Source organism: Lysinibacillus sp. RC46 (assembly GCF_041262385.1).
Lineage (GTDB): Bacteria > Bacillota > Bacilli > Bacillales_A > Planococcaceae > Lysinibacillus.
Genome location: NZ_JBGCCF010000015.1, coordinates 82,137 through 107,174 on the forward strand (window position 1 = coordinate 82,137; position 25,038 = coordinate 107,174).

The 25,038-nt window shown below is 36.8% G+C and carries 19 protein-coding genes and 1 riboswitch; of the genes, 9 read left to right on the top strand and 10 right to left on the bottom strand.

Going from position 1 to position 25,038, the window contains the following annotated elements:
• Positions 1 to 262: 262 nt before the first annotated feature.
• The 3 genes from ABH966_RS14870 to ABH966_RS14880 form a co-directional block, all read right to left on the bottom strand.
• Entirely contained in the window at positions 263 to 1,318 is a 1,056-nt protein-coding gene (locus tag ABH966_RS14870) for an alcohol dehydrogenase catalytic domain-containing protein (RefSeq protein ID WP_370079696.1), read from the bottom strand.
• Positions 1,319 to 1,398: 80 nt separating this feature from the next.
• Positions 1,399 to 2,847 (bottom strand): aldehyde dehydrogenase, encoded by a 1,449-nt coding sequence (gene aldA / locus ABH966_RS14875; protein WP_370079643.1) that lies wholly within the window; start codon positions 2,845 to 2,847, stop codon positions 1,399 to 1,401.
• A 71-nt stretch (positions 2,848 to 2,918) separates the two neighbouring features.
• Positions 2,919 to 3,608, bottom strand: coding sequence for a class II aldolase/adducin family protein (locus tag ABH966_RS14880; protein WP_370079645.1), 690 nt, complete (start codon positions 3,606 to 3,608; stop codon positions 2,919 to 2,921).
• Positions 3,609 to 3,768: 160 nt separating this feature from the next.
• Between ABH966_RS14880 and ABH966_RS14885 the strand changes: the two genes are divergently transcribed.
• The 4 genes from ABH966_RS14885 (at position 3,769) to ABH966_RS14900 (ending at position 9,070) form a co-directional block, all read left to right on the top strand.
• The gene (locus ABH966_RS14885) at positions 3,769 to 5,193 is read left to right on the top strand and encodes a rhamnulokinase (protein ID WP_370079647.1); all 1,425 of its coding nucleotides are present in this window, start codon (positions 3,769 to 3,771) and stop codon (positions 5,191 to 5,193) included.
• 494 nt (positions 5,194 to 5,687) lie between these two features.
• Positions 5,688 to 6,443: a DeoR/GlpR family DNA-binding transcription regulator gene (locus ABH966_RS14890; RefSeq protein WP_370079649.1), complete on the top strand. Its 756-nt coding sequence runs from the start codon at positions 5,688 to 5,690 to the stop codon at positions 6,441 to 6,443.
• Positions 6,444 to 6,855: 412 nt separating this feature from the next.
• Positions 6,856 to 8,019: an MFS transporter gene (locus ABH966_RS14895; RefSeq protein WP_370079697.1), complete on the top strand. Its 1,164-nt coding sequence runs from the start codon at positions 6,856 to 6,858 to the stop codon at positions 8,017 to 8,019.
• 70 nt (positions 8,020 to 8,089) lie between these two features.
• On the top strand, positions 8,090 to 9,070 hold the full coding sequence (locus tag ABH966_RS14900; RefSeq protein WP_370079651.1) for an AraC family transcriptional regulator: 981 nt from the start codon (positions 8,090 to 8,092) through the stop codon (positions 9,068 to 9,070).
• Positions 9,071 to 9,248: 178 nt separating this feature from the next.
• On the opposite strand, the gene ABH966_RS14905 is transcribed toward ABH966_RS14900, so the two are convergent.
• From ABH966_RS14905 to ABH966_RS14925, 5 genes are all read right to left on the bottom strand, one after another.
• Positions 9,249 to 10,643 (bottom strand): nucleoside recognition domain-containing protein, encoded by a 1,395-nt coding sequence (locus ABH966_RS14905; RefSeq protein WP_370079653.1) that lies wholly within the window; start codon positions 10,641 to 10,643, stop codon positions 9,249 to 9,251.
• Positions 10,615 to 11,340 (bottom strand): FeoB small GTPase domain-containing protein, encoded by a 726-nt coding sequence (locus tag ABH966_RS14910; protein ID WP_370079655.1) that lies wholly within the window; start codon positions 11,338 to 11,340, stop codon positions 10,615 to 10,617. The genes ABH966_RS14905 and ABH966_RS14910 overlap by 29 nt, the downstream gene beginning before the upstream one ends.
• A complete protein-coding gene (locus ABH966_RS14915) occupies positions 11,337 to 11,597 on the bottom strand; it encodes a FeoA family protein (protein WP_370079657.1) in 261 nt (86 codons plus the stop codon). Before ABH966_RS14915 ends, ABH966_RS14910 begins: the two co-directional genes overlap by 4 nt.
• A 434-nt stretch (positions 11,598 to 12,031) precedes the next feature.
• Entirely contained in the window at positions 12,032 to 13,333 is a 1,302-nt protein-coding gene (locus tag ABH966_RS14920; RefSeq protein ID WP_370079659.1) for a hypothetical protein, read from the bottom strand.
• A 503-nt stretch (positions 13,334 to 13,836) separates the two neighbouring features.
• Complete coding sequence (locus tag ABH966_RS14925; RefSeq protein WP_370079661.1) at positions 13,837 to 14,079, bottom strand: hypothetical protein; 243 nt, start codon at positions 14,077 to 14,079, stop codon at positions 13,837 to 13,839.
• Between the two features lie 60 nt (positions 14,080 to 14,139).
• On the opposite strand from ABH966_RS14925, the gene mntA reads away from it, so the two are divergent.
• Positions 14,140 to 14,553 carry a type VII toxin-antitoxin system MntA family adenylyltransferase antitoxin gene (gene mntA, locus ABH966_RS14930; RefSeq protein ID WP_370079663.1) on the top strand — a complete coding sequence of 138 codons (414 nt, stop codon included), beginning with the start codon at positions 14,140 to 14,142 and terminating at the stop codon, positions 14,551 to 14,553.
• On the top strand, positions 14,546 to 14,950 hold the full coding sequence (gene hepT / locus ABH966_RS14935) for a type VII toxin-antitoxin system HepT family RNase toxin (protein ID WP_370079698.1): 405 nt from the start codon (positions 14,546 to 14,548) through the stop codon (positions 14,948 to 14,950). The genes mntA and hepT overlap by 8 nt, the downstream gene beginning before the upstream one ends.
• A 76-nt stretch (positions 14,951 to 15,026) precedes the next feature.
• On the opposite strand, the gene ABH966_RS14940 is transcribed toward hepT, so the two are convergent.
• On the bottom strand, positions 15,027 to 17,990 hold the full coding sequence (locus ABH966_RS14940; protein ID WP_370079665.1) for a hybrid sensor histidine kinase/response regulator: 2,964 nt from the start codon (positions 17,988 to 17,990) through the stop codon (positions 15,027 to 15,029).
• 209 nt (positions 17,991 to 18,199) lie between these two features.
• On the opposite strand from ABH966_RS14940, the gene ABH966_RS14945 reads away from it, so the two are divergent.
• Positions 18,200 to 19,360 (top strand): response regulator, encoded by a 1,161-nt coding sequence (locus ABH966_RS14945; RefSeq protein ID WP_370079667.1) that lies wholly within the window; start codon positions 18,200 to 18,202, stop codon positions 19,358 to 19,360.
• Between the two features lie 125 nt (positions 19,361 to 19,485).
• Here the strand turns inward: ABH966_RS14945 and ABH966_RS14950 are convergent, their stop codons facing one another.
• A complete protein-coding gene (locus ABH966_RS14950) occupies positions 19,486 to 21,390 on the bottom strand; it encodes an S-layer protein (protein WP_370079669.1) in 1,905 nt (634 codons plus the stop codon).
• A gap of 393 nt (positions 21,391 to 21,783) precedes the next feature.
• Here ABH966_RS14950 and ABH966_RS14955 point away from each other — a divergent pair, with 393 nt between their 5' ends.
• Entirely contained in the window at positions 21,784 to 22,713 is a 930-nt protein-coding gene (locus ABH966_RS14955; protein WP_370079670.1) for an AEC family transporter, read from the top strand.
• A 298-nt stretch (positions 22,714 to 23,011) separates the two neighbouring features.
• Positions 23,012 to 23,126: riboswitch (TPP riboswitch) on the top strand.
• Between the two features lie 133 nt (positions 23,127 to 23,259).
• Entirely contained in the window at positions 23,260 to 25,038 is a 1,779-nt protein-coding gene (gene thiC, locus ABH966_RS14960; RefSeq protein ID WP_370079672.1) for a phosphomethylpyrimidine synthase ThiC, read from the top strand.

Consider the following 25,038-nt stretch of genomic DNA (forward strand, 5'->3'; position numbering starts at 1 on the left):
TGACATTATTGCCTTACAGTTTTGAATGTGCTAAAAACCTACAAAGTGTAGGGGAGTCAGCTATTTGTTCAGACAGATTAATTACCCTCGTGACCAGAAGACATGGCATTCTAGTTTACTAAATATTATTTAGCCATCTATATAATGGCCGACATTCTGCAACAAAGAGCATGTGCTAAATTGCAAACTTCGAAGTGCTTTTTAAGAGGGTTCCTAATTCTTTTTGGTCAAACATTTTATTTGAATAAGAAACCTTTTTTATCTACGGTATTAAAATAACCTTTAAAGAGCCGTCTCCGCTTTTTACCATTTCAAAGCCTTTCTTAAACTCTTCTAGAGGAAGTTTATGAGTAACTACCCCCTCGGTAGGGAGTGCACCAGATGCAATTCCATTAATAACATTTGGATAACAGTAAGGTCCTAAGTGTGCACCTAAAATATCAAGCTCTTTACGATCGCCTATAATACTCCAATCGACGGTTACCGGACTTGAAAATACACTGAACTCCACAAAGCGCCCAAGCTTCCGGATGGCATGTAAGCCCTGAATAACACTAGTGGGTGCACCAGTTGCTTCTATATAAACATCACATCCATAACCCTCTGTCATATTTTTAATTTCCTCCACTACATTGACCTTTGAAGGGTTGAGAACAATATCTGCCCCAAATTGTTTGGCAAGTTCCAATCGATCATCTCGTATATCTAAAACTACTAATGTACCAGGACTTCGTAGTTTCGCAGCTGCTACCATTCCTAGTCCAAGCGTTCCAGCACCTGAGATGACAACAAAATCTCCTATTTGAATATTACCTCGATTTACTGCATGCATAGAACAAGCATAAGGTTCAATTAGAATAGCTTTTTCAATAGGTAAATCATGAGGAACTTTATGGTTAATAGCATTTACCGGAAATTTCATATATTCGGCCATTCCACCATTCACATTGAACTGAAAACCGTATATATCATGCTTTTCGCACATCCAGTATTGACCACGTTTACAATATCGACAAGTATTACAAGGTACAATTTGTTCTGAAATAAGGCGGTCTCCAATAGAAAATTCTGTCACGCCATGACCAATCTTGACAACCGTTCCTACAAATTCATGGCCTGGGATGACTGGAGTTTTTACATAACTAGGTTGACCATCTTCTCCTCCCCAAAACATTGGTGCTCCATCCCAAGCCTTTACATCGCCTGCACAAATACCACAGGCTTCTACTTTAATCAGGACTTCACCTGCTTCCGGAGATGGTACATCCACAGTTTCAAGTAAATATTCGCCGGGACCATGGCATACAACCGCTTTCATTTTACTAGCTACATTTAACACGAATTATCCTCCTTTATAGTTATCTGTATTTTCTGAAAACTAAACATCTACAGCTATATTTAAAGGTTACTTTGTAGATAGACAACATGGGTTTGCAAATATTCTTCTAGACCATGTCTTCCATCGGCACCACCGATACCTGACTTTTTCCATCCAGCATGGAAACCTTGTATAGCTTCAAAATTTTCACGATTAACATACGTTTCTCCAAACTCTAATTCCTTACTTGCACGTATTGTTACATCTAAGTTTTGGGTGAAAATAGAGGATGTTAGACCGTACTCACAATCATTTGCTAGTTCAAGTGCTTCATCTAAGTCATTGAAAGTAGCAATCGGAAGTACAGGACCGAAAATTTCCTGACGCATAATTTCCATTTCATTATTTACATTTACAAGTACTGTTGGATCATAAAAATAACCTTTTTCCTTGGAAGAGCGATTACCACCTGTTAAAATAGTTGCGCCTTTAGCAACTGCTTCCTGTACCATCTTCTCTACCGATTCAAGTGCCTCTTTACTAGAAAGGGGTCCCATATCAATCTCTTTTTTAATTAATGGATCTCCATAGGTTACCTCGGACATTGCCTTTGTTACCTTTGTAATAAAATCGTCTGCAATGTCTTTATGAACATAAACACGTTCTGTGCAGTTGCATACTTGTCCTGTATTAATGATACGAGAGGCGACAATTGAACGGACTGCTAAATCTATATCCGCATCATCCATTACGATAGCTGGAGCTTTTCCTCCTAACTCTAAGGAAACCTTTGTAATATTTTCTGCCGCTGCCCGCATAACAGCGGCACCAGCATTGTAGCTTCCCGTTAAACTAATCATTCCTACCTTTGAACTGCCAGCCAACTCTTGTCCAAGGGTCGTTCCGTTACCCGTTACGATATTGATAACTCCTTTAGGCAAGCCTACTTTATCAATGATTTTTGCAAACTCTAGTGCATTGTTAGGGGATAAATTACTTGGTTTTAGCACAATGGTATTACCTGTGATTAAAGCAGGTGCTGCTTTACGAGCAATTAAGAAAAATGGGAAATTCCATGGTAAAATACCAGCTATAACACCGATCGGTTCTTTATGAATAAAAATTTGCTCATTTGGTCGATCACTTTGTATGATTTCTCCTTCATAGCGTCTTGCCCAACCTGCCATATAATCAATATAGTCAGCAGTAAAGTTAACTTCTGTTTCAGCAAGGGAAAGAGTCTTTCCCATTTCCTCTGATATTGTGCGTGCTAAGATCGGAATATTTTCACGTATTTCTTTAGAAATTGCTTGTAAGTACTTTCCTCTCTCAACGGAAGGAAGTTTTGCCCAATCTTTTTGAGCCTTTTCAGCAGAATGAATTGCTAGTTGTACATCCTCCACAGTCCCTTTAGGAACCTCTGAAATAATCTCTTCTGTTGCTGGATTAATGACTTGTGTTTGCTCACCTGAGCTAGAACTAACAAATTGCCCATTAATGTACATTTGATACTTTCTTATAGTTGCCATGATTTTTACATCTCCCCACTAATGTATTTTAAAAAATAACATCTTATTAAATTTGATAACTTAATAAGATGTTATTCATGTACCCCTAAATCAGGAAAACGACCAGGAACTTTGAATTTTTCCTCACGTAATTGAACCAATGTAGCTACTTGTTCTTTCGTTAATTCCTTTGGTTCTCCGATTACTGAAGTTAGATAAAGAAGCTTCGCATAAAATTCCATGGACTCCATCTTGAAATACGCGCTCATTAAATCAATCCCACAAGTTAGTGCACCATGGTTAGCTAATAAAATGGCATCATGATTTTGAAGATAAGGAACGATTGAATTAGGTAATTCTTCAGTGGAGGGCGTCCCATATTCTGCTATAGGAACCTCTCCTAAGAAAATAGTCGATTCTGGCATTATTTGTTTTTTAAGCGGCATGCCACAAATAGCAAAGGCAGTGGCATATAAGGGATGAGCATGGATAACTGATGTTACATCGGGACGTTCCTTATAAACACGTAAATGCATCTTAATTTCTGAGGATGGCTTTGTGTTTAATAGATTGTCCTCAATTACCTCTCCTTGACTATTAATCTTGCATATCATATCGGGGGTCATAAACCCTTTAGAAACTCCTGTCGGGGTGCATAAGAAGGAATTTTCTGAAATTTTAACGGAAATGTTTCCATCATTTGCAGCCCCCATGTCTTTCGTATACATTCTTTTCCCTATATCGCATATTTGCTCTTTCAATACTTGCTCTGAAATATTCATTAAAAATCTCTCCTTACTAATTTCAAATCTTAGCTTAGATTCTATGTCTTTAATTCTTCTTTGTCAACATAAACAAAAATGAATTTCTTTATTTATGTCTGTTTATGTTGTTTTTGAGATAGAGTGTGGAGTAAAATGAAATAGGGATGGTGAGATTACGATGACTAAATACAGAAAATGCCTAGCTTTTGATTTTGGTGCATCAAGCGGAAGACTAATAGCGGGGGTTTATGATGGGGATAAGGTCATTTTAGAAGAGGTTTATCGTTTTAAAAATGAACCAGTTACAATAGAAAATCATTTACATTGGAATCTTGAACTTTTGTATAAACACATACTAATGGGGTTAGAAGTGGCTTCAAAGGATAAGGTGGAATTTGATAGTATCGGAATTGATACTTGGGGAGTTGATTATTGTCTTTTAGATAAAGAAGGAAAACCTATGCATTGGCCATTCCATTATCGGGATACTAGGACAGATGGTATCTCTTCACAATTGCCAATTCAATTTGAAGAATTCTATTCTAAAACGGGCATACAATTTTTACCCTTTAATACAGTTTATCAACTATTCGCTGGATTCCGAGATAACCCAGATCTAAATCAACAGGCAAAACACTTATTATTTATGCCTGATTTATTTAATCATTTTTTAACAGGAAACAAAAAGACGGAATATACAATTGCATCAACTAGTCAACTATTGAATGTAGAGAGTAAGCAATGGGATTTTGACATCATTAAGCGATTAGGATTTTCTAAACACCTTTTTCAGGAAATCATTTTTCCTGGCGAGATTTACGGAATGTTAGATAAAAAACATATGAAAAAAATTGGTATGAGTAATTCAGTTCCGGTTATCTCAGTAGGAAGTCATGATACTGCTAGTGCTGTTGCTGGAATACCTTTAGAACATGAAGATAGTGCATATTTAATTTGTGGATCTTGGTCATTATTAGGACTTGAAATTCAAAATCCTATAGTTAATGAACAATCTTTGAAAGAGTCTTTCAGCAATGAGGGTGGGGTATTAAATACTATCAGATTTCTTAAAAATATTAATGGTATGTTTTTATTGCAACAATTAAAAAAGCACTATAATGAAATGTTTACAAGAAAAATAGATTTTGTTGATATTATTAATGCTGCAAAATTATCGAATAAAAACTTTTATATTAACCCAAATCATGCTTTATTCTTATCACCAGATAATGTTTTGGAGTCTATTAATGCCTATTGCATTTCTACAAAACAAGGCAAACCCGATAATCTAGGTGAGTGGGCAATTGCGATCTATAACGGATTAACAAATGAATTTAAAAATCAATTACGTAACCTTGAGAGTATTACTGGTAAAAAGATAAAGCAGATTCATATGGTTGGAGGCGGTATTCAAGACGAATTATTATGCCAAATGACTGCCAATGTGACAAGCAAGAAAGTAGTAGCTGGTCCCGTTGAATCTAGTGTTCTAGGAAATATTATGATTCAACTATATGCTTTAGGAGAGGTCTCAACTCTTTCAGAAATAAGACAGGTCATAAAAAGGTCTGTTTCTTTAAAAGTATACGAACCACAATCTTGAAGGTTGTAAATAGTCACCGTTCTTAGCATATTTCCTCTAAATCAAGTAGCATCCAATCTGCTTGACTTCGTATGGAGATTCACTTTCTCTAACAAAAATATCTACGGAAGAATGAAAATTGAATAGTTTAAAGAGAAGACACTATGAAAAAAGCGAAAACTCACGTATCGTTATTGTTACTAGGTAATAACACGATAAGGAGTTTTCGCTTTGATCTTGTCATTTTTATAATCGATACTACTGCTACTAATTTTTGTGATTATTTTTTTTTCTAAGTACAATGTTATACAAGGCGAAAACCATCATATGTACTGTGAAATAATTTTATTACTTCCCAGAGAATGGGCGATAGCACTTATAAATCTGATTGATTTTTTATCAGTTTTCTTATGAGGTGATACTAATATCAAAACGAGGATATTTCCTCTGTTCTTGCTTGGGAATTATCGTCTCGATTTTAGAAGGGGAAAATAAAAGGAAGATGGGGATTTATTATGTTACCAAAAGAACGATTGCAAAAAATAATAGATTTAATCCAAATTGAAAAGAAAGTTTATGTCTCTGAACTAAGCCAGAAATTTTCAGTTACAGAAGAAACCATTCGAAGAGATCTTGAAAAATTAGATAAAAAGGGAATTGTATCAAGAACTTATGGAGGGGCTGTAATAAACCGGAACAGCTCAGAGGATTTACCTTTTAATACAAGGACATCTCTTAATATAGAATTGAAAAAATCAATAGTTTCGAAAATACATCATCTGATTAAAAATGGCGATAAATTAATGGTTGACCCTAGTTCAACAACTTTTGAATTGGTCAAAGCATTGTATGATAAACAAGATTTAACGTTAATCACTAATTCCATAAAAATATTAAATGAATTTAGCGATTCGCACTTTCAAATTATTTCAACAGGGGGAGAATTACGAAAAAAATCACTTTCCTTAGTTGGACCTGCTGCAGAAGCTACTGTTAATAGATATTTTGCAGATATTCATGTATTTAGCTGCAAGGGGATATCGCTAGAACATGGTATTATGGAATCTAATGAGCCAGAAGCGGAATTAAAAAAAATAATGCTTAAAAATTCTAAGGTCAATCTCTTACTAGTAGATCACACTAAATTTGATAAAGCAGCATTTTTAAAGCTATTTGATTTTAGTGATATCGATGTTCTTGTAACAGATAAAAAACCATCCGCTGAATGGATAGAGAGACTGAAAGCAAATAATGTACAGCTAATTTATTGAATCACTAATATTGATTAAATAAAACGAATTCTATCATCAATCCAGATGTGAGAAGTAAGACTTCATAGTAAGTCATCATCAAAAGTTAATGTTCTTTAATTTTGGAGTGCCTGCTCAGCTTGCCATTTTTTCAATAAAGAGCTGGCCGAATAATTTATAGAATTACTAATAAAACATACAGTACCCAAAAGAGACGTCTCAAAATCAATTGAGATGTCTCTTTTTATGTTTAGAAGAAAATAAAATCCGTTATACCGCATTATTATCCGTCTATTGGTAGAGAAGTAGAACTAAAAAAATTAAGATAACTATATTTCTAAATGAGAAAAATTATCAAAAAGGAGATCTTAGATAAACATATTAAATAGTTTCTTTAATTTAAGAGTCATAGGCATTCATTAATGAAAGGGGAATAAAAATGAAAAATTTTTGGGCATTTGTTATGACTGGAATGCTATTAATCGTTACAACTACGGGATTTGCCCGTATGGCTTACGGAATTGTATTACCTTTTATGCAGGAAGGGCTGTTATTAACTACATCACAGTCAGGTTTATTAGGTACGATGCTCTTTTTAGGTTATTTACTTACGGTAGGTCTGTCTGGAATGCTGACGATGCGTATTGGGGCGAAAAACGTGCTGTTGGTAGGTGGAGGCTTAGTTATTGCGGGTTTAGGAGGTCTTATTTTTAGCCCGAACTTTTGGTGGGCTGCTATAGCTTTATTTTTAGCTGGTGCTGGTAGTGCTCTCGTCTATACACCACTACTATCAATAGCAGTTATCTCATTCCCAAAGAAGAGAGGGACAGTGATGGGGTTACTAATGAGTGGTGCGGGAGTAGGGATGTTATTGTCTGGATTAATCGTACCCTTTATGCTTCAGCATTTTCCTGAGCTTGGCTGGCGAGGAGTGTGGTTAGTATTTGAAGTAATCACAATCATAGTCGTATTAGTGGCATTTTTTGTGATAAAGACACCACACTCGGCAGAAAAGAGTTCTGTACAAGAAAAAACTAAAGTCTGGAGAAGTAAAGAGCTATACCTCATAGCTGGAATTTATTTTGCCGTTGGACTTGTTTATCTTATTCCGAATTTATATCAAACAAGCTATATGAGAGACATCGGGCTTTCTAATGCAGTGGCAGGCTCAATTTATGCTGTTGCAGGGATCGTTTCTATTGGTGGTGCGCCATTATGGGGAATGCTAGCGGATAAGATAGGCGTAAAAAAAGCATTAATGGCAGCGTTGCTTTTATCAATTGTTGGAGATGTTTTTCCAATGCTATTTCCTAATGTAGTTGGATTTATCGTGTCTGCTATTATATGGGGCTCGTCGCTTGGAGGTGTCCTTGTGCTCATTCAAATGAAGGCAAGCCAGAAGGTATCGGTAAAATATGTGGCATCAGCGATCGGCTTTATTTCTATCTTTTATGCTATCGGTCAAATGATTGGGCCTGGACTTGCAGGATGGCTTATAGAATATGCTGGGGGATATGTTACTGCTTATGGTTTTGGAGCTACTATCTTCTTTTTGTGTTTACTGCTATCAATGGCACTTACAACTAAAGAAGAATAGCTAGATCGCAGTTCATTTGCTATACTTTGGTTATAATTGATAATTATTCTCAATAAACTGAAGGGTGGTGATGAACACGTTGAATACTAATTTCCATGATAATTTTAATGAATTTTTTCATGCGTTGGAAATATCAAAGGTACATGAATGCCCGTTTGTATTCCAACCAAATATGCAGGAAGGAGCTATACATCGTTTTATTCCCCGTCGAGATTTAGAAGTGGTTATATCTGATTACTCATTTTATCGAGAGCACCAAATGCAAATAGTTACAAAACAGCCTATGGTTGAGCTTAGTCTTTGCTTACAAGGTAATAGAGGTGTTTACATCTCAGGCTCAGAATATGAAATTTCTTCAGGAACATGCTCGCTTCAATTTATAGAGCAGGTGGGGGCAAATTTTATGTTTCATAAAAACCAATCCTATCAAATGGTTGGAATTGGTATTCCGGTTTCAACTTTTAATCATTTTATGAGTGAAACTAGTAAAACTAGTGAGGAATCCCCAAATTTCTCTAAAATTCTTGGTGGGAAACGATATAGACTCTTTCAAGAGAGAATTAACGCATCTTCCTTAATTATTGTTCAGCAAATGTTAGATGCTATAGCAGGTAAGAACATGACCAATTTAGAGCTAGAATGTCGAGCATTACAGCTATTATCAATTACATTTCGTTCTCAACTAGTTGATAATTCTCTTAGCCCTGTTATGTTTTCAAAAAGTGATAGAACCAAAATACAGCAAGCTCAATCAATTATTACAGAGCGTATGTCTAATCCTCCTACACTTATTGAACTATCACGTTTAGTTGGTTTAAACGATTACAAATTAAAAAAGGGATTTAAAGAGATGTTCGGAAAAACAGTGTTTGGATATTTACGAGAAAAAAGGTTAGAGAAGGCATTTCTTTTATTACAAGAGGGAACTATGAATGTAACAGACATTGCGAATGCAGTGGGATATTCTAATCCTAGCTATTTTGCGGAGATTTTTAAAGAGAGATTTGGAATTAATCCTAGAGAAATATTAAGAGACCTTAGTCGAATGTAGCGTCCTAGATTATAAAAACACCTTAAATTGAGTAAATCAATTTAAGGTGTTTATTATGGGAATAGCCTTTCCATTTATAGTTTCTTGCTCTATCGTTTTATGAAAAATTAAGCCCTTATGTGGTGTAAATACGTATGTGATACCAAATAAGGGATATCTGGTTTAAGACCATCCATCATCACACCCAACCAAACGCTCGAGCAATTGTTGCTGTTAGCCATGTTACGCCAATGGCAATAACCGTTGGAATTAAAAACGACATAAATGTCCACTTTGCACTTTTTGTTTCTTTATAAATATTGACTAAAGTCGTTCCACAAGGGAAGTGTAGCAGTGAGAATAACATCATATTTAAAGCTGTTAGCCAAGTCCAGCCTTGGTCGATAAACACTTGTTTTAGCTTCGATAAATCCTCGATTTCTAGCATAGCTCCTTGCGATAAATACGCCATAATTAGGATAGGGATAACAATTTCATTGGCTGGCAGCCCAAGAATAAATGCAGCCATAATAAAACCATCCATACCAAGAGCGTGACCAAACGGCTCTAAAAAGTTAACAAAATGCATTAGAATACTCGTATCACCAACGTAAATATTGGCGAATACCCAAGTCAAAATAGAGGCAGGCGCTGCAACGATAACCGCTCTTTTTAATACATTCCATGCTTTATCAATACTTGCTCTTAAAATTGTATCCCAGAACTTTGGTTTTCGGAATGGTGGAAGCTCTAATGTGTAATGGGTTGGTACACCCTTTAAAGCTGTTTTAGAAAGGACCCATGAAACAGATAATGTTACAACGACGCCCAACATAACAAATCCTATTAAAATGGCCGATGTTACAAGTGTACTTGTTGCACCTGAAAAACCAGTTACCATAAATAAGGATGCTAATAAAATAAGTGTTGGCCATCTCCCATTACAAGGAACAAAATTGTTCGTTAAAATGGCTAACATTCGTTCACGAGGGGATTCTATAATTCTCGTTGACAGAATAGCAGCAGCATTACAGCCAAAGCCCATTGCCATTGTTAATGATTGTTTTCCGTGTCCACCTGCTCGTTTAAATAAACGGTCCATATTAAATGCTACACGTGGTAGATAACCGTAGTTTTCTAATAGAGCGAACATAGGGAAGAATATAGCCATTGGAGGTAGCATAACACTAATAACCCAACCGGTACCTCTAAATAGCCCAAGAATTAAAATACCGTGTAGCCATTCTGGTGCGTGCATTGCTTCAAAAAGAATGGTTAGCTTACCTTCTAGATAGCCGAATAAGTTTGCTAACATATCTGATGGTACGTTTGCGCCAGCAATAGTAATGTAAAAGACAGTCCCAAGTAAGATAAGCATAATAGGGAATCCCCAAATGCGGGATGTGAAAATTTCATCTAATTTATCAGATCTGTACATTGCAGGTTGCTGCGATACTACTTTTTTACATAAAGATTTGCTTTTAGTATAAATATCACTAACGATTTCATCTCGAATATCCTCATTCGAAACCTCGTTCACTTCAGCTAAAATACCCTTAAGTGAATTATGATTTAACACTGACTGGGACTCCATTCGTTCTCACCTCGTGCTGTTTATTATTCTTATGATTTTGCAGTTTTAAGATCAATTCCTCATCACCATCAAGTAAGCGAAGGGCAACCCATCTCGATGGATATTTTTCATCAAAATAACCTTCTAATTTCGATTCTATCTTTGTAATGGCTTCCTCTATATCTTTCGAGTATTTCATGCGATACGGAGTTGTCACAATTGTCCCATTCACCAGTTGATTTAATGTATCCAGCAATCGATTAATGCCTTTTTTATTTCTTGCCGATATTTTTACAACTGGGACTCCTAGTTCACGAGCTAATCTCTTTTCATCAATTCGGATACCTTTTTTCTCCGCTTCATCAATTAAATTGATACAAATGATGACATTATCAGTCATTTCTAAAACTTGGAGCGCAAGATTTAAATTTCTCTCTAATGATGTTGCATCAAGCACAACAATCGTTGCATCCGGTTGGTCAAAAACAATATGGTCTCTTGCTACTTCTTCATCTGCTGAATTGGAAAATAGAGAATAGGTCCCGGGTAAATCCACGAGTACATATTGCTGTCCTTTGTGTTCAAAAGATCCTTCTGCATGAACAACCGTTTTCCCTGGCCAGTTCCCAGTATGTTGCTTCAATCCTGTTAATGTATTAAATAATGTACTTTTACCGGTATTTGGATTTCCTGCTAAAGCTATTCTATTTACGCTCATTTTGTATTCCCCCTAACAATTTCGCCTAAAATCATAGAGCTTTCATCATTACGTAATGCAATCGTCGTATTACTTACGCGATAAGCAACAGGGTCGCCTAAAGGACTTTTACGAAGAACAGAGATTTCTGCTTCTTTCACAAAGCCTAAATCTAATAATCTTCTTCTAAGAGGACCCTTAATATTAATTTCTTTTATTAAAAAGCAATCTCCAAATGAGCATTCAGAAAGTGGTTTCAATGTTTTTTCCATACGCATTTTTTATTCCTCTCTATAATAATATTTCCCGAACTTCATATTGTTTCTCTAAGGAAACTTTATTAATGATTATCCCCGTTTTATGACAATTGTCAATAGTTTTCTGATTTTTTTTTGAAAGAACGCGATAAAAGAGCGTTCTTATGAAGGGAATGAAAGCGCATTGCCTAATCAGTTGTTGGACCAAGAAATGTTGATAAAGGGGGCTGTTTGAAATACCAAGTAGAGCAAAGTTGTTGGTGTAATGATATGAAAAGGTCCTCTTTATGATGTATTAATATAAGAGGGATTTCGTTACAGGTGCCCATTGAATTTTTGAAAGAAGAGGTTGACTGTGAAGAAGCAAAAGCAGAGCAGAAAAAATCATAACCCTCCGCAAATAATAAAATTGGCAGAGGGTTATGATTTTTTTACTGAAGATCATTAGTGGATTACTATCTAACAATTTGGAATGAACCAGATGTCTTTGTTTGAATGAAATGACGATTTCCTTCTACTGTGTAATCAGCAGGTTCTTGTTCGCCAAAGTCATAGGTACGAACGATGGAGGCATTCGGTGATAGGCTATTGATAATGATTTCCATATCCGCCTCGAATTCAACTGGTTTTTTATTTAATGTTGCCTGGAATGTGATACGATTCAAATTTCGTGTAATTTGAATTTCCATAACACCAGTATCCTCATTAAGAAGAGTTCCTAGTGGTGGAATAATAACAGTCATATTGGATTTTGTTGTTAAAACGAAGCGCTCTGTACTATTTTCTGAGTCTGCAACGTTTATTTTTGCTGTATAGGTATTTTTGTTTCTAGTCATAGCAGTGATCTTACCAGGTACGGCTGTCGTATCCGATAAAACTGGAGTTTTAGTCCCGTTTCCTTTAGTCGGTAGATCATATTTTCCATTTACAAAGTCTACTAAAGTCCAAACGTTTGGCACAAGCTGCTGTTGCACAGGTGTTAAAGCTTCGAAGGCTGTTTTCACTGCCTGTACATCTTGGGCAGTGGACGTTTTAGGCGATAAATCGGCAATGGCATTTTCTACTTCCTTAGCTACCGCCTTATCCTTTACAACAAGCTGTTCAGCATCTAACAACATCTTTTCGACACCAGCAGGTAATGAGACGTTTGTATGTCTGCGTAGTGCATTAAGCTCAGCTCTAGCATCAGCTACATCTTGATGAAAGGTAATGCGAGAAGAGTTTAATAATTGGATTTTATTGACCACTTTATCGATAGATGTGTTTGGTGAAATATAGGATGTCAATATTCTTTGTGATTCCGCACTTACAAAGGTCTTTTGCGCTGCATTTAACGTATTGTACCAATCTTTCGTTTCCATAACATTTTGGTAGTAATTAACGGAAGTCGATTCCACCGATGCCAATTTCTCTTCAATTTGATCAGCAAGCTTACGATACGCTACTTTCGTCTGTTTATGATTGGACAGCGTTGAATAATTCGTCACGTACTGTTGTTCCGTTGCAGTCAACTCATCGTATGCTTTGCTAGCTGTCTCTAAATTTGCTTGGAATGAAGCGGTTGTATCATTAATATTCGAAATAAGTCGAACAACATTCGAAACCTTAGAGTTGTAGTAATAAGTATTATCGTATATGTAAGCAGTTTTTACCTGTCCTGTAATATCAGCAGCCGATGCTGACGTAGTAGGTGCAGCATAGATTAGTGAAGGGGCCGCAACTAGGGCGAGGAAGGCTAGTTTTCTTTTGTTTTTCATAATACGGGAAACCTCCTAATTGGTTTTTTCATAAGTGTCATAGTAATTCATTGGGATTTTTGTCCTAGATGAAATCTTTGATTGCCTTGAGAATATCCTAATATATGTTGATCAATTTCGCCTTGGCGTAATTGAGTCCGGATTTTGAATTGTGCCCGCACAATTCACTCCTTTCAAAATCCGTGACATCCGCCGGAAACTTTAGGCCAACATGATGTTTTTTGTGAGAAAGCGCAGTGCAACGTAGCGTCAGCATGATGTTGGTCACTCAGTCGTTGCCACAGGACGTGGCGTTCTTAGACTGAGTTCTTCTATTTTCAGCAGGTGTTTGGGCACTTATTGAAATGGAACTACATCCGATTCATACCACAACTTTTGAAGTGGGGACTTCTGCTGAGTAAGATAAACCAATTTTATCATATATTAGGATTCTTTTATGTATATTTTGAGTGAATAGGTAGATAGGTAGTACATTTTTTTAAAACAATTTGTGTCTTATGTACTTATGGGAATATGAAGGGTAAGAGATCGCGCTTTTCAATAGAGATGGATAAGATGGATAGAATCGCAAGAATGTGGATAGAGCCTATAAAATGGTGGATAGAACTACAAGAATGATGAATAGAACCTGCAAAGTGACGGATAGAATCGTAAGAATGATGGATAGAACCTGCACAGCAGTGATAAATAGAACTGTAGGAATGACGGATAGAACTGCAAAACTGCAAGATAGAATCCCGAAACAAACGGTTAGAACCCTCATACAAAGATAGATTTTGTTATAATGATCCTAAGAAGGAGCGGGGGTGTTTGATTTGCAACAAAACTGGCAGAAGGTAGTTGTTGAAAAACTAGCATCAGCTGTTAATCCAGCCTTTGTTATTGTTTTTGGTTCTTATGCGCGGGGTTCGGCACGTGAAGATAGTGATTTAGATATAGCGTATTATGCAAATAAGCCTCTCTCGGGTTATGAACGTTTTCTATTAGCCGGAGAAATTGCACATGCTTGTAATATTGATGTTGATTTAGTCGATATGAAGACGGTTGATACAGTGTTTGCAGCACAAATTTTTTCAAGTGGTATGGTCATTGATTGCCAAGATGAAAACGCCTTTGTTAAAGAACGAATGAGGGCTCTATCAATGTATGTGACGTTAAATGAACAACGTGCGGGAATTCTGAAGGCAATTGAAGAGAGGGGTAGTGTCTATGGTGAATAATGATGTTATTCTAAATAAGATTGCTACAATTGAACGCTGTGTGAGCCGTGTCAACGAGGTGTATGGTGGTAATCCTGAAAATTTGCAAGATTTTACGAAGCAGGACAGTATCGTTTTGAATATTCAACGTGCGTGTGAAGCTAGTATTGATTTGGCAATGCATATTGTTAGTGATTTAAAGCTTGGTTTACCTAAAACGAGTAGAGAAGCATTCAAGTTTCTTGAGGAAAATAACATTATAGACCATGCATTAGCAAAAACATTAATAAATATGATTGGGTTCCGAAATATTGCTGTGCGCGATTATCAAGCAATCGAATTAAATATACTCCAAGCAATTATTGAGAATCATTTAGGTGATTTTAAAACCTATGCAGAGGCAATATTGCTTATATAAAAGAAACAACAGGCTATAGAGATCTAGCCTGTTGTTTTTTAATTTGTAGAACGGATAGAACCCGATGATCCTACCCTTATTTAGGAATTGGGAAAGAGATGGTCGTGCCTTGTCCAATCACACTTTCGATCGTTAATTGCGCGCCAAATAATTGCTTTAGGCGTTGTTCAGTATTAACGAGACCGATACTTGCTTTCTTTTTAGGGTCAGTGTTATCGAAGCCAACGCCATTATCGGAAATGGAGATTGTAAAGTACTCGTCGACCTCTATAATGCGAATTGTGATGGTTCCTCCTTGTTGTTTAGGTAAAATCCCATGCTGGATGGCGTTTTCAACCAGTGTTTGAATCGACAGTGGTGGGACGGATAGCTCTATTATTTCAGGGATGTCCCATTCTACTTGAACTCTATTGCCAAAGCGTATTTGCTCTATGGCTATGTAGGAGCGGACCAGCTTTAATTCATAGTTAAGAGGCACAACTAAGTCAGCATTTTGGAAATCAAAGCTCATCTGTAAATAATCACTAAAAGCAAGCAGTAATTCCTCCATTTGCTCATCGTCTACTCCGTGTAGAGAAATAATAGAGTTAAGTGTGTTAAAGAAAAAGTGGGGCTGAATCTGAGCTTGTAGCCATGCTGCTTCGATGCGTAGACGTTCTTCACTGGATTGCTTAACACGAACGAGTGCATGGACCCTTGATTTAAGCTCCACATATTCCACTGGTTTCTTTACATAATCATTTGCACCACTTAAAAAAGCAAGCTGTATATCCTCTCTTTGCTGACGAGCTGTTAAGAAAAGAATAGGTAGCTCGGAAATAGAGAATCGCTCACGAATCCATTTTGCTAAATCATAGCCTGACATATACGGCATCATAATATCAGAAATGACTAAATCAAAGTTGCTTTCCTGTAGTTTTTTTAGAGCCTCTGCACCACTTATTGCCGTTTCAATTTCGTATGGCTCCGTTGACAGCACATTAACAAGCACCTGTAAGTTCACAGCGTCATCATCAACAATTAAAACACGCGAATGACTTGTCACAAGGGACCCTTGTTCAGTAGCTGCAGTAATTTCACCTTCAATCATAGAAAGGTTGTTTAATAATGAAACGTATTTTGAAAGAGAAGCATCATGTTCAGCGTTTAAGTCGGCTTCATCCACCGCCAAGTCTTTAGCTATCGGTAATGAGAAAGTAAACGTAGAGCCTTTGCCAACAGTGGATGACAGCGACATTGTGCCTCCATGTAAGGTAACGAGTTCTTGGCAGATACTTAATCCTAGACCAAGTCCACCACCGATAGATGTCATACTTGAATCAACTTGCTCATAGGGCTCAAATATTTTTTCTTGCATGTCCTTTTCAATGCCAATCCCTGTATCCGTAATAGAAATATATAGTTTTTTGCCGACCACTTCGGCATCGAAAGTAATAGAACCTTTTTCGGTAAATTTAATAGCATTATGAAGTAAGTTCGTAAAAATTTGAATAAGCCGAGTCTCGTCTGCCAACACAGGTGGTAAATCTTTAGGGATGTCTATTATTACCTCTACAGGTTTACCTTTTAACATAAAAAGAAATATATTGCTTACACCGCTTGCTAGATTATAAGCATTGATCGGCTTTAGCTGAAGACGAATAGTTTTTTCCTTTAAATTTACTAAATCAAGTAAATCATCTAGCATATAGGACATATGATTACCGATTGTTAGCAAAAGCTTTAAATCGTCATTATTATTTTCAGCGAGTTGATGATCCTGCTTCACTAAGAGTGTTTGTGCAATACTCATCATGCCGTGCAGTGGATTGCGAAGCTCATGTGAGGTATTTGCAAGAAAATCATCCTTTGTATTTATCTCTTTTTGCAGCTTCACGGAAAGCTTTTCAGTTTGCTGCGTTGTTTGGAAATAACGAGTAATCCAAAATGCTGATAAGGCATTGATAGCAATCAATATATCGAATGGGTAATTTTTCTGGCCAAATGAGAAAAATAACGAATTATTTACAACCGCAGCACCCATTAATAATAAAAATGTTACTCCGTTGTCTCCTTTAATTACTATAATTAGCATGAAAATGGTTATAATAATAGGTGAAACAATAAGGAGTATTATGAAAATAATTTTAGTACTAACAATATACTCGATAGGAGCTATGACAATAAACAGTAAGTATGCAGCTAATAGTATTGGAATAACATTTAATATTTTGGGTTTGGAATACTCCTTGACCAGATCGCGTAAAAATAAAAAGAGAAATAGCATGGTACTAATATAAAAGAAGTAATATATTTTATTCGCCCAAATCCAGTTAATGGGCATGTAAATATATAAAATTCTATTGCTTGAAGCAAGAATAGTTATACATGTCGAAATAATGTGCATTGTGAAGTAAATAAGTGAGTTACTTCGAATTCCTATTCCATAAAGTAAAATCGTGAAAAGTAAGTAAATTATAAACACTAGACAAACTACAATTTGCGTTGTAAATGAAAAAAACTTGGATTGTTCCATAGACTGTAAATCGCCAAAAATTATTTCTTTTGTAAAACCACCTTGTGCATAGCGATTTGTTTGGAAGCCTTGTATGATGATCTCACTCTCACTGGAATCTAGTGTAAAATAATAGGTGATAGGTCTACCGATGGGGGCAGTTTTTTCATTATCTAATGTCATGTCTCCTAGACCACCAATAAGCTGTCCATCAACATAAAGCTCATATGGTGACAGTCCTTCGGGTATAGTAATGCCATATAGTTGAGGCTTTTTGTGATCTTTCAAAATAGTTAAGCGATAAGAACCAAAATGAATGTTTTTTCCGTTGTTAAAGTATTGATCCCAAGATTCTGGTAAAGCGGAATAAATTTCATGATCATTCTGTTCAGATGGTTTTTGGTTTTTGGAAACGAGTAGGGTATTTGGGTAAAACGCCCATTCACCCTGTAGTTTTCTTTGAAAATCTTTACTAGTTTCAATACCTCTTAAATCGATAGTCCCTTGTTTCGCAACTAATCCTTCTGGGACATTAATGAAATCCATCCAGGCGAATCGCAGTAATGTAAGCAAGGTAAAGAATATACTAGCAATCAGGAAAATTTTTATTTTTTTTGAAAGAGTTTTTGTTTTTATCATAGATGATATTTTTCGACAGATTCTCAAAAACTCCTTCAAAAGTAACATTTTTTATCAAAATTAATATAAATGAACGATATTAATGATATATGACTAGCTTTTTAGGAGGGGATGTTATGAGAATTGTAATAGTCGATGATGAATATTTGCCATTAATGAGACTAAAAACCTTAATTGAAAAAAGTAGTATCCCGGAAATTGACATAGTTGGAGATTATACAGATTCTTTAGAAGCGATTGCTCAAATACAAAGTTTACAACCTGATGTTGTATTTTTAGATATAGTAATGCCTAATATGGATGGACTTGCGCTCGGGGAAAAAATTCAAGAACTATTGCCAAACGTAGAAATTGTTTTTACTACAGGATTTGACCAATATGCTATAGATGCTTTCAATTTGCATGCTATAGATTATTTATTAAAGCCTGTGCAAAAGCCTCGTTTGCATAAAGCATTGGAACGATTACAACGGATTATCGAAAAAAATCCACCAATTCCAACTAAGAAAAAAACGATTCAGCTATTAGGGGGCCTGAAGGTAGTTACGCCTGATGGTAATACACAATTAATGAAATGGCGTACATCGAAAGCAAAAGGATTGTTTACTTATATGCTTAGCCATCGCAATGAAATGATTTATCGAGACACCATTTTGGAGTTGTTTTGGCCAGAATCCGATATAGATAAGGCCTCCAAGCAGCTATATACAGCTATTTACACCGTCCGACAAACTTTAAAAAATTATGGACTAGATGGTGTGAAGATCTCTAGTCCATTACTAAATTCAGGCTATAGAGTATTGCTAGAAAATGTGGTAATTGATGTAGAGCAATGGCTAACTCAATTAAAATCTTTGCCTCCACTTGATCAGGGAACGATAGAGGAGTATGAGTGTGTATTCCAAGCTTATACAGGCGATTATTTAGGTGATGACGGTTATATATGGTCAGAAAGTGAAAAAGAGCGACTAAGACGATTGTGGTTGCGCCATGCTCAACAATTAAGTGAGTTCTATATAAAAAATAAAGACTATCAAGCTGCTGTGAAGGTGCAAGAAAAAGTTCAATTATTTTCACCTGATGAGGAAGAAAGCTATTTCACCTTGATGAAGCTCTATGATTTACTGAACAACGTTGCTGCAGTAGAGGAGCAATATTGGCTATTAAAAAAAATGCTGCAGGAGCAATTAGCGATGGAGCCTAGAGAGGAAATTGAAGAATGGTATAAAGACTGGAGAAAAATGAGTATGATTTCGCCGGTAGATATTTTGGGTTGAGATTTGATTTTATATGAGATTGAAGAACCATATTATATTTAATAGGACAACTTAATTTTATTCATACAATAGTTGTTTTTCCTCAACATGAAAGGACTCGGCATTGTGCCAAGTCCTTTCAATTTTTATTGTTTACCTGAACGTTGGACATCTTTATAGATTTTGATGGCCCTGTCTAAACTGTTAATAGCATCTGTCACCTCGTACGAAGATGCATAGGAGTTATTAACAACAGATTGGGCGTAATCAACTGCTTTTTCTAGGTCCTGTTTTTCTCGTGCTGTTGTCCACCTTTCATAATAGGGGATATCAGAGCCATCTCCATTCGCAGAAACTTTTACGTACTGAACAGAATTAATGAGTGACTTTAGCCAAGATTTATCAACGTAATTCCCATAATTCGCACCTGATTTATAATTACCCCTATATGTTGAAATGGCATTATATAAGTAACTATATGCATACGAAATATCTGATTGAGACGAAGAACTATTATTTGCAGTACTTTGTGCGTATGAAACAGCAGAAACTAGAGCGTCTTTTTCACTTTGCGTCGTCCAAATTACATTGGAGGATAGTTCAGATCCATTCACAGAGACGGTTACATACTGAACAGAGTTAATAAGTGATAAAAGGTCAGATCGATCGGCATTGTATTGATAAGTACCATATTTTTGAGCGCTCTTATAAACAGTGATAGCGTAGTTTAAATTGCTAATAGCATTGGTGATATCAGACTGCGTTGCATAGCTATTATTTACAACGTACTGAGCCGATGAAACGGCAGAGGTAAGAGCATCCTTCTCACTTTGCGTCGTCCAAGGTACATATGATGCTATATCATTACCATTGTTCCAAGAAACCGTTACATACTGAATAGAATTAATCGTTGATTGTAATGAAGACTTATCGCTATAACCATATTTTGTTCCATTTTTTTGCACAGCTTGATAAACGGTTAATGCAATTCTGTATTGTGTAATAGCATTGTTTACTTGTTCCTGAGAGGCGTTGGAATTATTAGCTACTGCTCTTGCGCTGCTTAAGGCATATTCGAATGCTGTACGTTCAGCCTGCGTCGTCCATCTTTCAGTTGTTAAAACGTCATATCCATTAACGGATACGGCAACGTACGGAGGTATAGCTACTAAATTACTAAGCTCATTTTTATTCACCACAGGTAATATCACAGAGGCTTTTTTATCATCCACCTGCACCTTGTTAATTAGGTGTCCTGAATCTAATGCCACCTTTGCCCCGTGTTTGACGATCACTTGTTCAATTTTACCTTCTCCGTAAAGGCTAAAATCATTCTCAACATCGATTGTAAGCTTATCAACATTGGCTGTAACTTCAAATGCTGCAACTTTACCAACTACATCGATTTTTGAAATAGCTTTGTCAGAAGTCACATTTACTTTAGTGCGCTCCAAGTTAATGTTTGGAGATTTAATATCTTTTAGGGAAACATTTAACCAATTAATATTTCTAGTCAATAAAGGCTTAAAAGTAATTGTATCCCCAATAGCAACGTTATCAATTGTAATGGCCTTCTTCACAAGATTAGTTACAATAAGCTTATCTTTAATGTTTACATTTTGAACCTTTACATAATCCGCATTTACAGTTAGGCTTCCTTCAATTTGTGCGTCACCACCATCAAAATATACCGCTTTATTGTCAGTGCCAGCTTTAGTTAATGTTAGTTCTGTAATGCTCGTAATTTCGCCGTTTTTTACTACAATTGTAGCTTGGGCATTCTTCAATGCAGTGCTATTCGCTGTTTTAAAGAGAGGTTTCAGCGACTGACTAATTTTAAATTGGCCATTGGATGTAAGTACTTTCTCTTTAGTGACGTTGTTAATGGTAACAGTTTGCCCCTTTGTTTTGGCTGCAGCTACCTGCCCATCCATTTGAATTGAGTGGTTTAAAGATGAATCATTTGAAGCGGCATCTGCAGTTGACATTGGTGATACTAGGGTTGCTGTAATAGCAGTTGCCATAAAAGTCGTTAATACTTTATTCTTCATTTTAGTCACTCCGATCATCGTATTTAATGGATAATATATCATATATTTCTCTAATTTAGTACATAAAGGGTATATTTTACTATTTATTATTCTTAAATGAAATGTAGTCCCTTTTTCTGTATCGTTCGTTTTTAAGAATCCTTAATTATTTCAGAAAATCTGAAAGTGAAGTGCGGTTTTTTTTGCGCGAAACTTGGTAATTTGGTGCGGAAATCACGCTCATTTCAAGCGCTATAACGTTCCGAAAGATAACTTTTACCATCTATTAAAGACACTGTATTAGTTCAATGTGTTCAGAAAAAATGCCTTGATATGAGCGGTGAGTTGATTTTGAAGTACATTGACCAAGCATAAAAACAGCACTACTATAGGAGAGGGAAGGGGGACATCACTATGGTGTATCTCGGTATGATATTTTTTCAAATTGTAGCTCCGATTTTAGTGCTTCTAGTACTTGGCGCAGTTTTACAAAAGAAATTTCGCTTTAATTTAAAGGCGTTATCCCAACTTATTACATATTGTTTCATGCCAGCAGCTGTTTTTGTGAATTTATATGAAACGAGTATAGAGCTGTCTGTACTTGGGGAAGTTGCGTTATTTATCCTACTCTTTATCGGAAGCCAAATGGTGCTTAGTCACTTTCTAGCAAAGGGACTCGGTTTAGTAAAAACAGAGGCGGCAGTGTTTAAAAATAGTGTTGTCCTAATTAATTCAGGTAACTATGGTATTCCGGTTGCACAGATGATTTTTGTGACCCAGCCGATTGGAGTAGCAATTCAGGTCATTCTTGTAATATTTCAAAATATGACGACCTACACTTACGGCTTGTATAATTTAATCTCTTCAACAAAATCGGGCATGTCTATTGTGAAAGACTTCCTCAAAATGCCTATTATTCATGCACTTATTATTGGAGTGGCAATGAACTATTTTAATATTGCTATTCCACAGTTTGTAAGAATTCCGATAGATCATGTGGCAGATGGCTTTATCGCTGTAGCATTAATAACTTTAGGGGCACAACTATCCCAGCTTGAAATCAAATCCATGTTCAATAAAGTGGTATTCATTAGCTGTTTTACGCGACTAGTCATAGGGCCAACCGTAGCATTGTTTATCATTTTTGCGCTTGGTCTTGACGGTGTCGTGGCACAATCACTTTTTATAGCTAGTTCGTTCCCGACGTCGCGAAATAGCTCAAGTTTGGCATTAGAATATGACGTAGAATCGGCAACTGCTGCACAAACAGTTTTATTTTCAACGATTGTAAGCTGTATTACAGTGACAATCGTGATTTATGTAGCGGAACTGTTGTTTACCTAACTGCTAGGTGCTATTTGGAATAAGAGATGGCAGCCTCTCATTTTAAGTGGAATCTAACAAATATAAGTTTATTAGCAGAACGTGGGGCGTCCGATGAGCCGCTTCGCTTCGCTTCGCTGCAGGGTCTCATCTGTGACGCTGATCCCCGAGGAGTCGCCCAGCCTCCACTCCAATCAACTAATATACATGGCACAAGTTTTAATGAATACCATCGACAACTTTTAATGATAAGCCAAAAATAATTCAAATGAAGCTTCCATCTCTTAACAATATCTGCTACACTATCATCAAACTTAATAGCATTAACTAGGGGAGTCTGATGAGTCAGGCTGAGAGGGAAACGCATAGAGGTTTCTTGACCCTTTGGACCTGATCTGGCTCATACCAGCGTGGGAAAGTTAACCATTATTGCACTCAATGTTATTTGCAATAACTATACCTTTACATTCTTAGCCGGATCCAAATTTTTTTGGATTCGGCTTTTGTCTTTGTTTGGGTGAGCTAGATTCGGTCCTTATATAAATGTAAAAGGGAGCGAAGTAGTTTATGACAACAGTTAGCGACAAGAATATTACGATTATGTCTAGTTTTGAAGGAAGTAAAAAAGTTTACGTAGAAGGATCTCAATCAGATATTTTAGTGCCAATGCGTGAAATTGCTCTAAGTCCAACGACAGGAAGCTTTGGTGAAGAGGAAAATGCGCCAGTACGTGTTTATGATACGAGCGGCCCGTACACTGATCCTGCGTATAAGGTGGATATTACGAAAGGATTGCCAGCTTTATGTAGTGCATGGATCAAAGAACGCGGTGATGTTGAAGAATACGAAGGTCGTACTATCAAGCCAGAAGATAATGGATTCCGTAAAGCTGATGATCCGCGAATGAATGAAAATGTTTTTCCGGAATTATCTAGAAAGCCTTTACGCGCGAAGAAAGGTAAAAATGTAACACAGCTTCACTATGCACGAAAGGGAATTATTACTCCAGAAATGGAATTTGTAGCGATACGTGAAAATATGGACCCGGAATTTGTGCGCTCAGAAATCGCTGCAGGACGTGCTATTTTGCCATCTAATATTAATCACCCTGAGGCAGAGCCGATGATTATTGGACGTAACTTCCACGTGAAAATTAACGCCAATATTGGCAATTCAGCAGTGTCATCCTCTATTGCAGAAGAGGTAGAAAAAATGACGTGGGCTACACGCTGGGGTGCTGATAACATTATGGATTTATCTACTGGTAAGCATATTCATACGACACGTGAATGGATTATCCGTAATGCCGCGGTGCCAGTAGGAACGGTGCCGATTTATCAAGCGCTAGAAAAAGTAAATGGTGTGGCAGAGGATTTAACGTGGGAAGTGTATCGTGATACGTTAATCGAACAGGCTGAGCAAGGTGTTGATTACTTCACGATTCATGCAGGGGTATTACTGCGCTATGTGCCATTAACGGCTAATCGTGTAACAGGCATAGTGTCCCGTGGAGGCTCGATTATGGCGCAGTGGTGTTTATATCATCATCAAGAGAGCTTTTTATATACTCATTTTGAAGAAATCTGTGAAATTATGAAAACCTATGATGTAGCCTTCTCTTTAGGTGATGGTTTACGTCCGGGTTCTATAGCAGATGCAAATGATGAGGCTCAATTTGCGGAGCTAGATACGCTAGGGGAATTAACGCAAATTGCCTGGAAGCATGATGTACAGGTGATGGTAGAAGGACCAGGGCATGTACCAATGCATCTTATTAAAGAAAATATGGATAAGCAGTTAGAGGTGTGTAAGGAAGCACCTTTCTATACTTTAGGGCCGTTAACAACAGATATTGCTCCTGGCTATGACCATATTACATCAACTATCGGTGCTGCGATGATCGGTTGGTATGGTACAGCGATGCTATGTTATGTGACGCCTAAAGAGCATCTCGGCTTACCAAATCGTGAGGATGTTCGCGTAGGGGTTATTACGTATAAAATTGCTGCACACGCGGCAGATTTAGCGAAAGGGCATCCGGGAGCACAGCAGCGTGACGATGCACTATCTAAGGCACGATTTGAATTCCGCTGGCGCGATCAATTCAATCTTTCGTTAGATCCAGAGCGTGCGGTCGAATACCACGATGAAACGTTGCCTGCAGAAGGAGCGAAAACTGCGCACTTCTGTTCAATGTGTGGACCTAAGTTTTGTAGTATGAGAATCTCACAAGATATTCGTAATTATGCAAAAGATCAAGATTTAAATACGACTGAAGCGATCCACCAAGGTATGCAGGAAAAGGCAAAGGAATTTAAAAAGGCAGGCAGTCAAATTTATCAATAA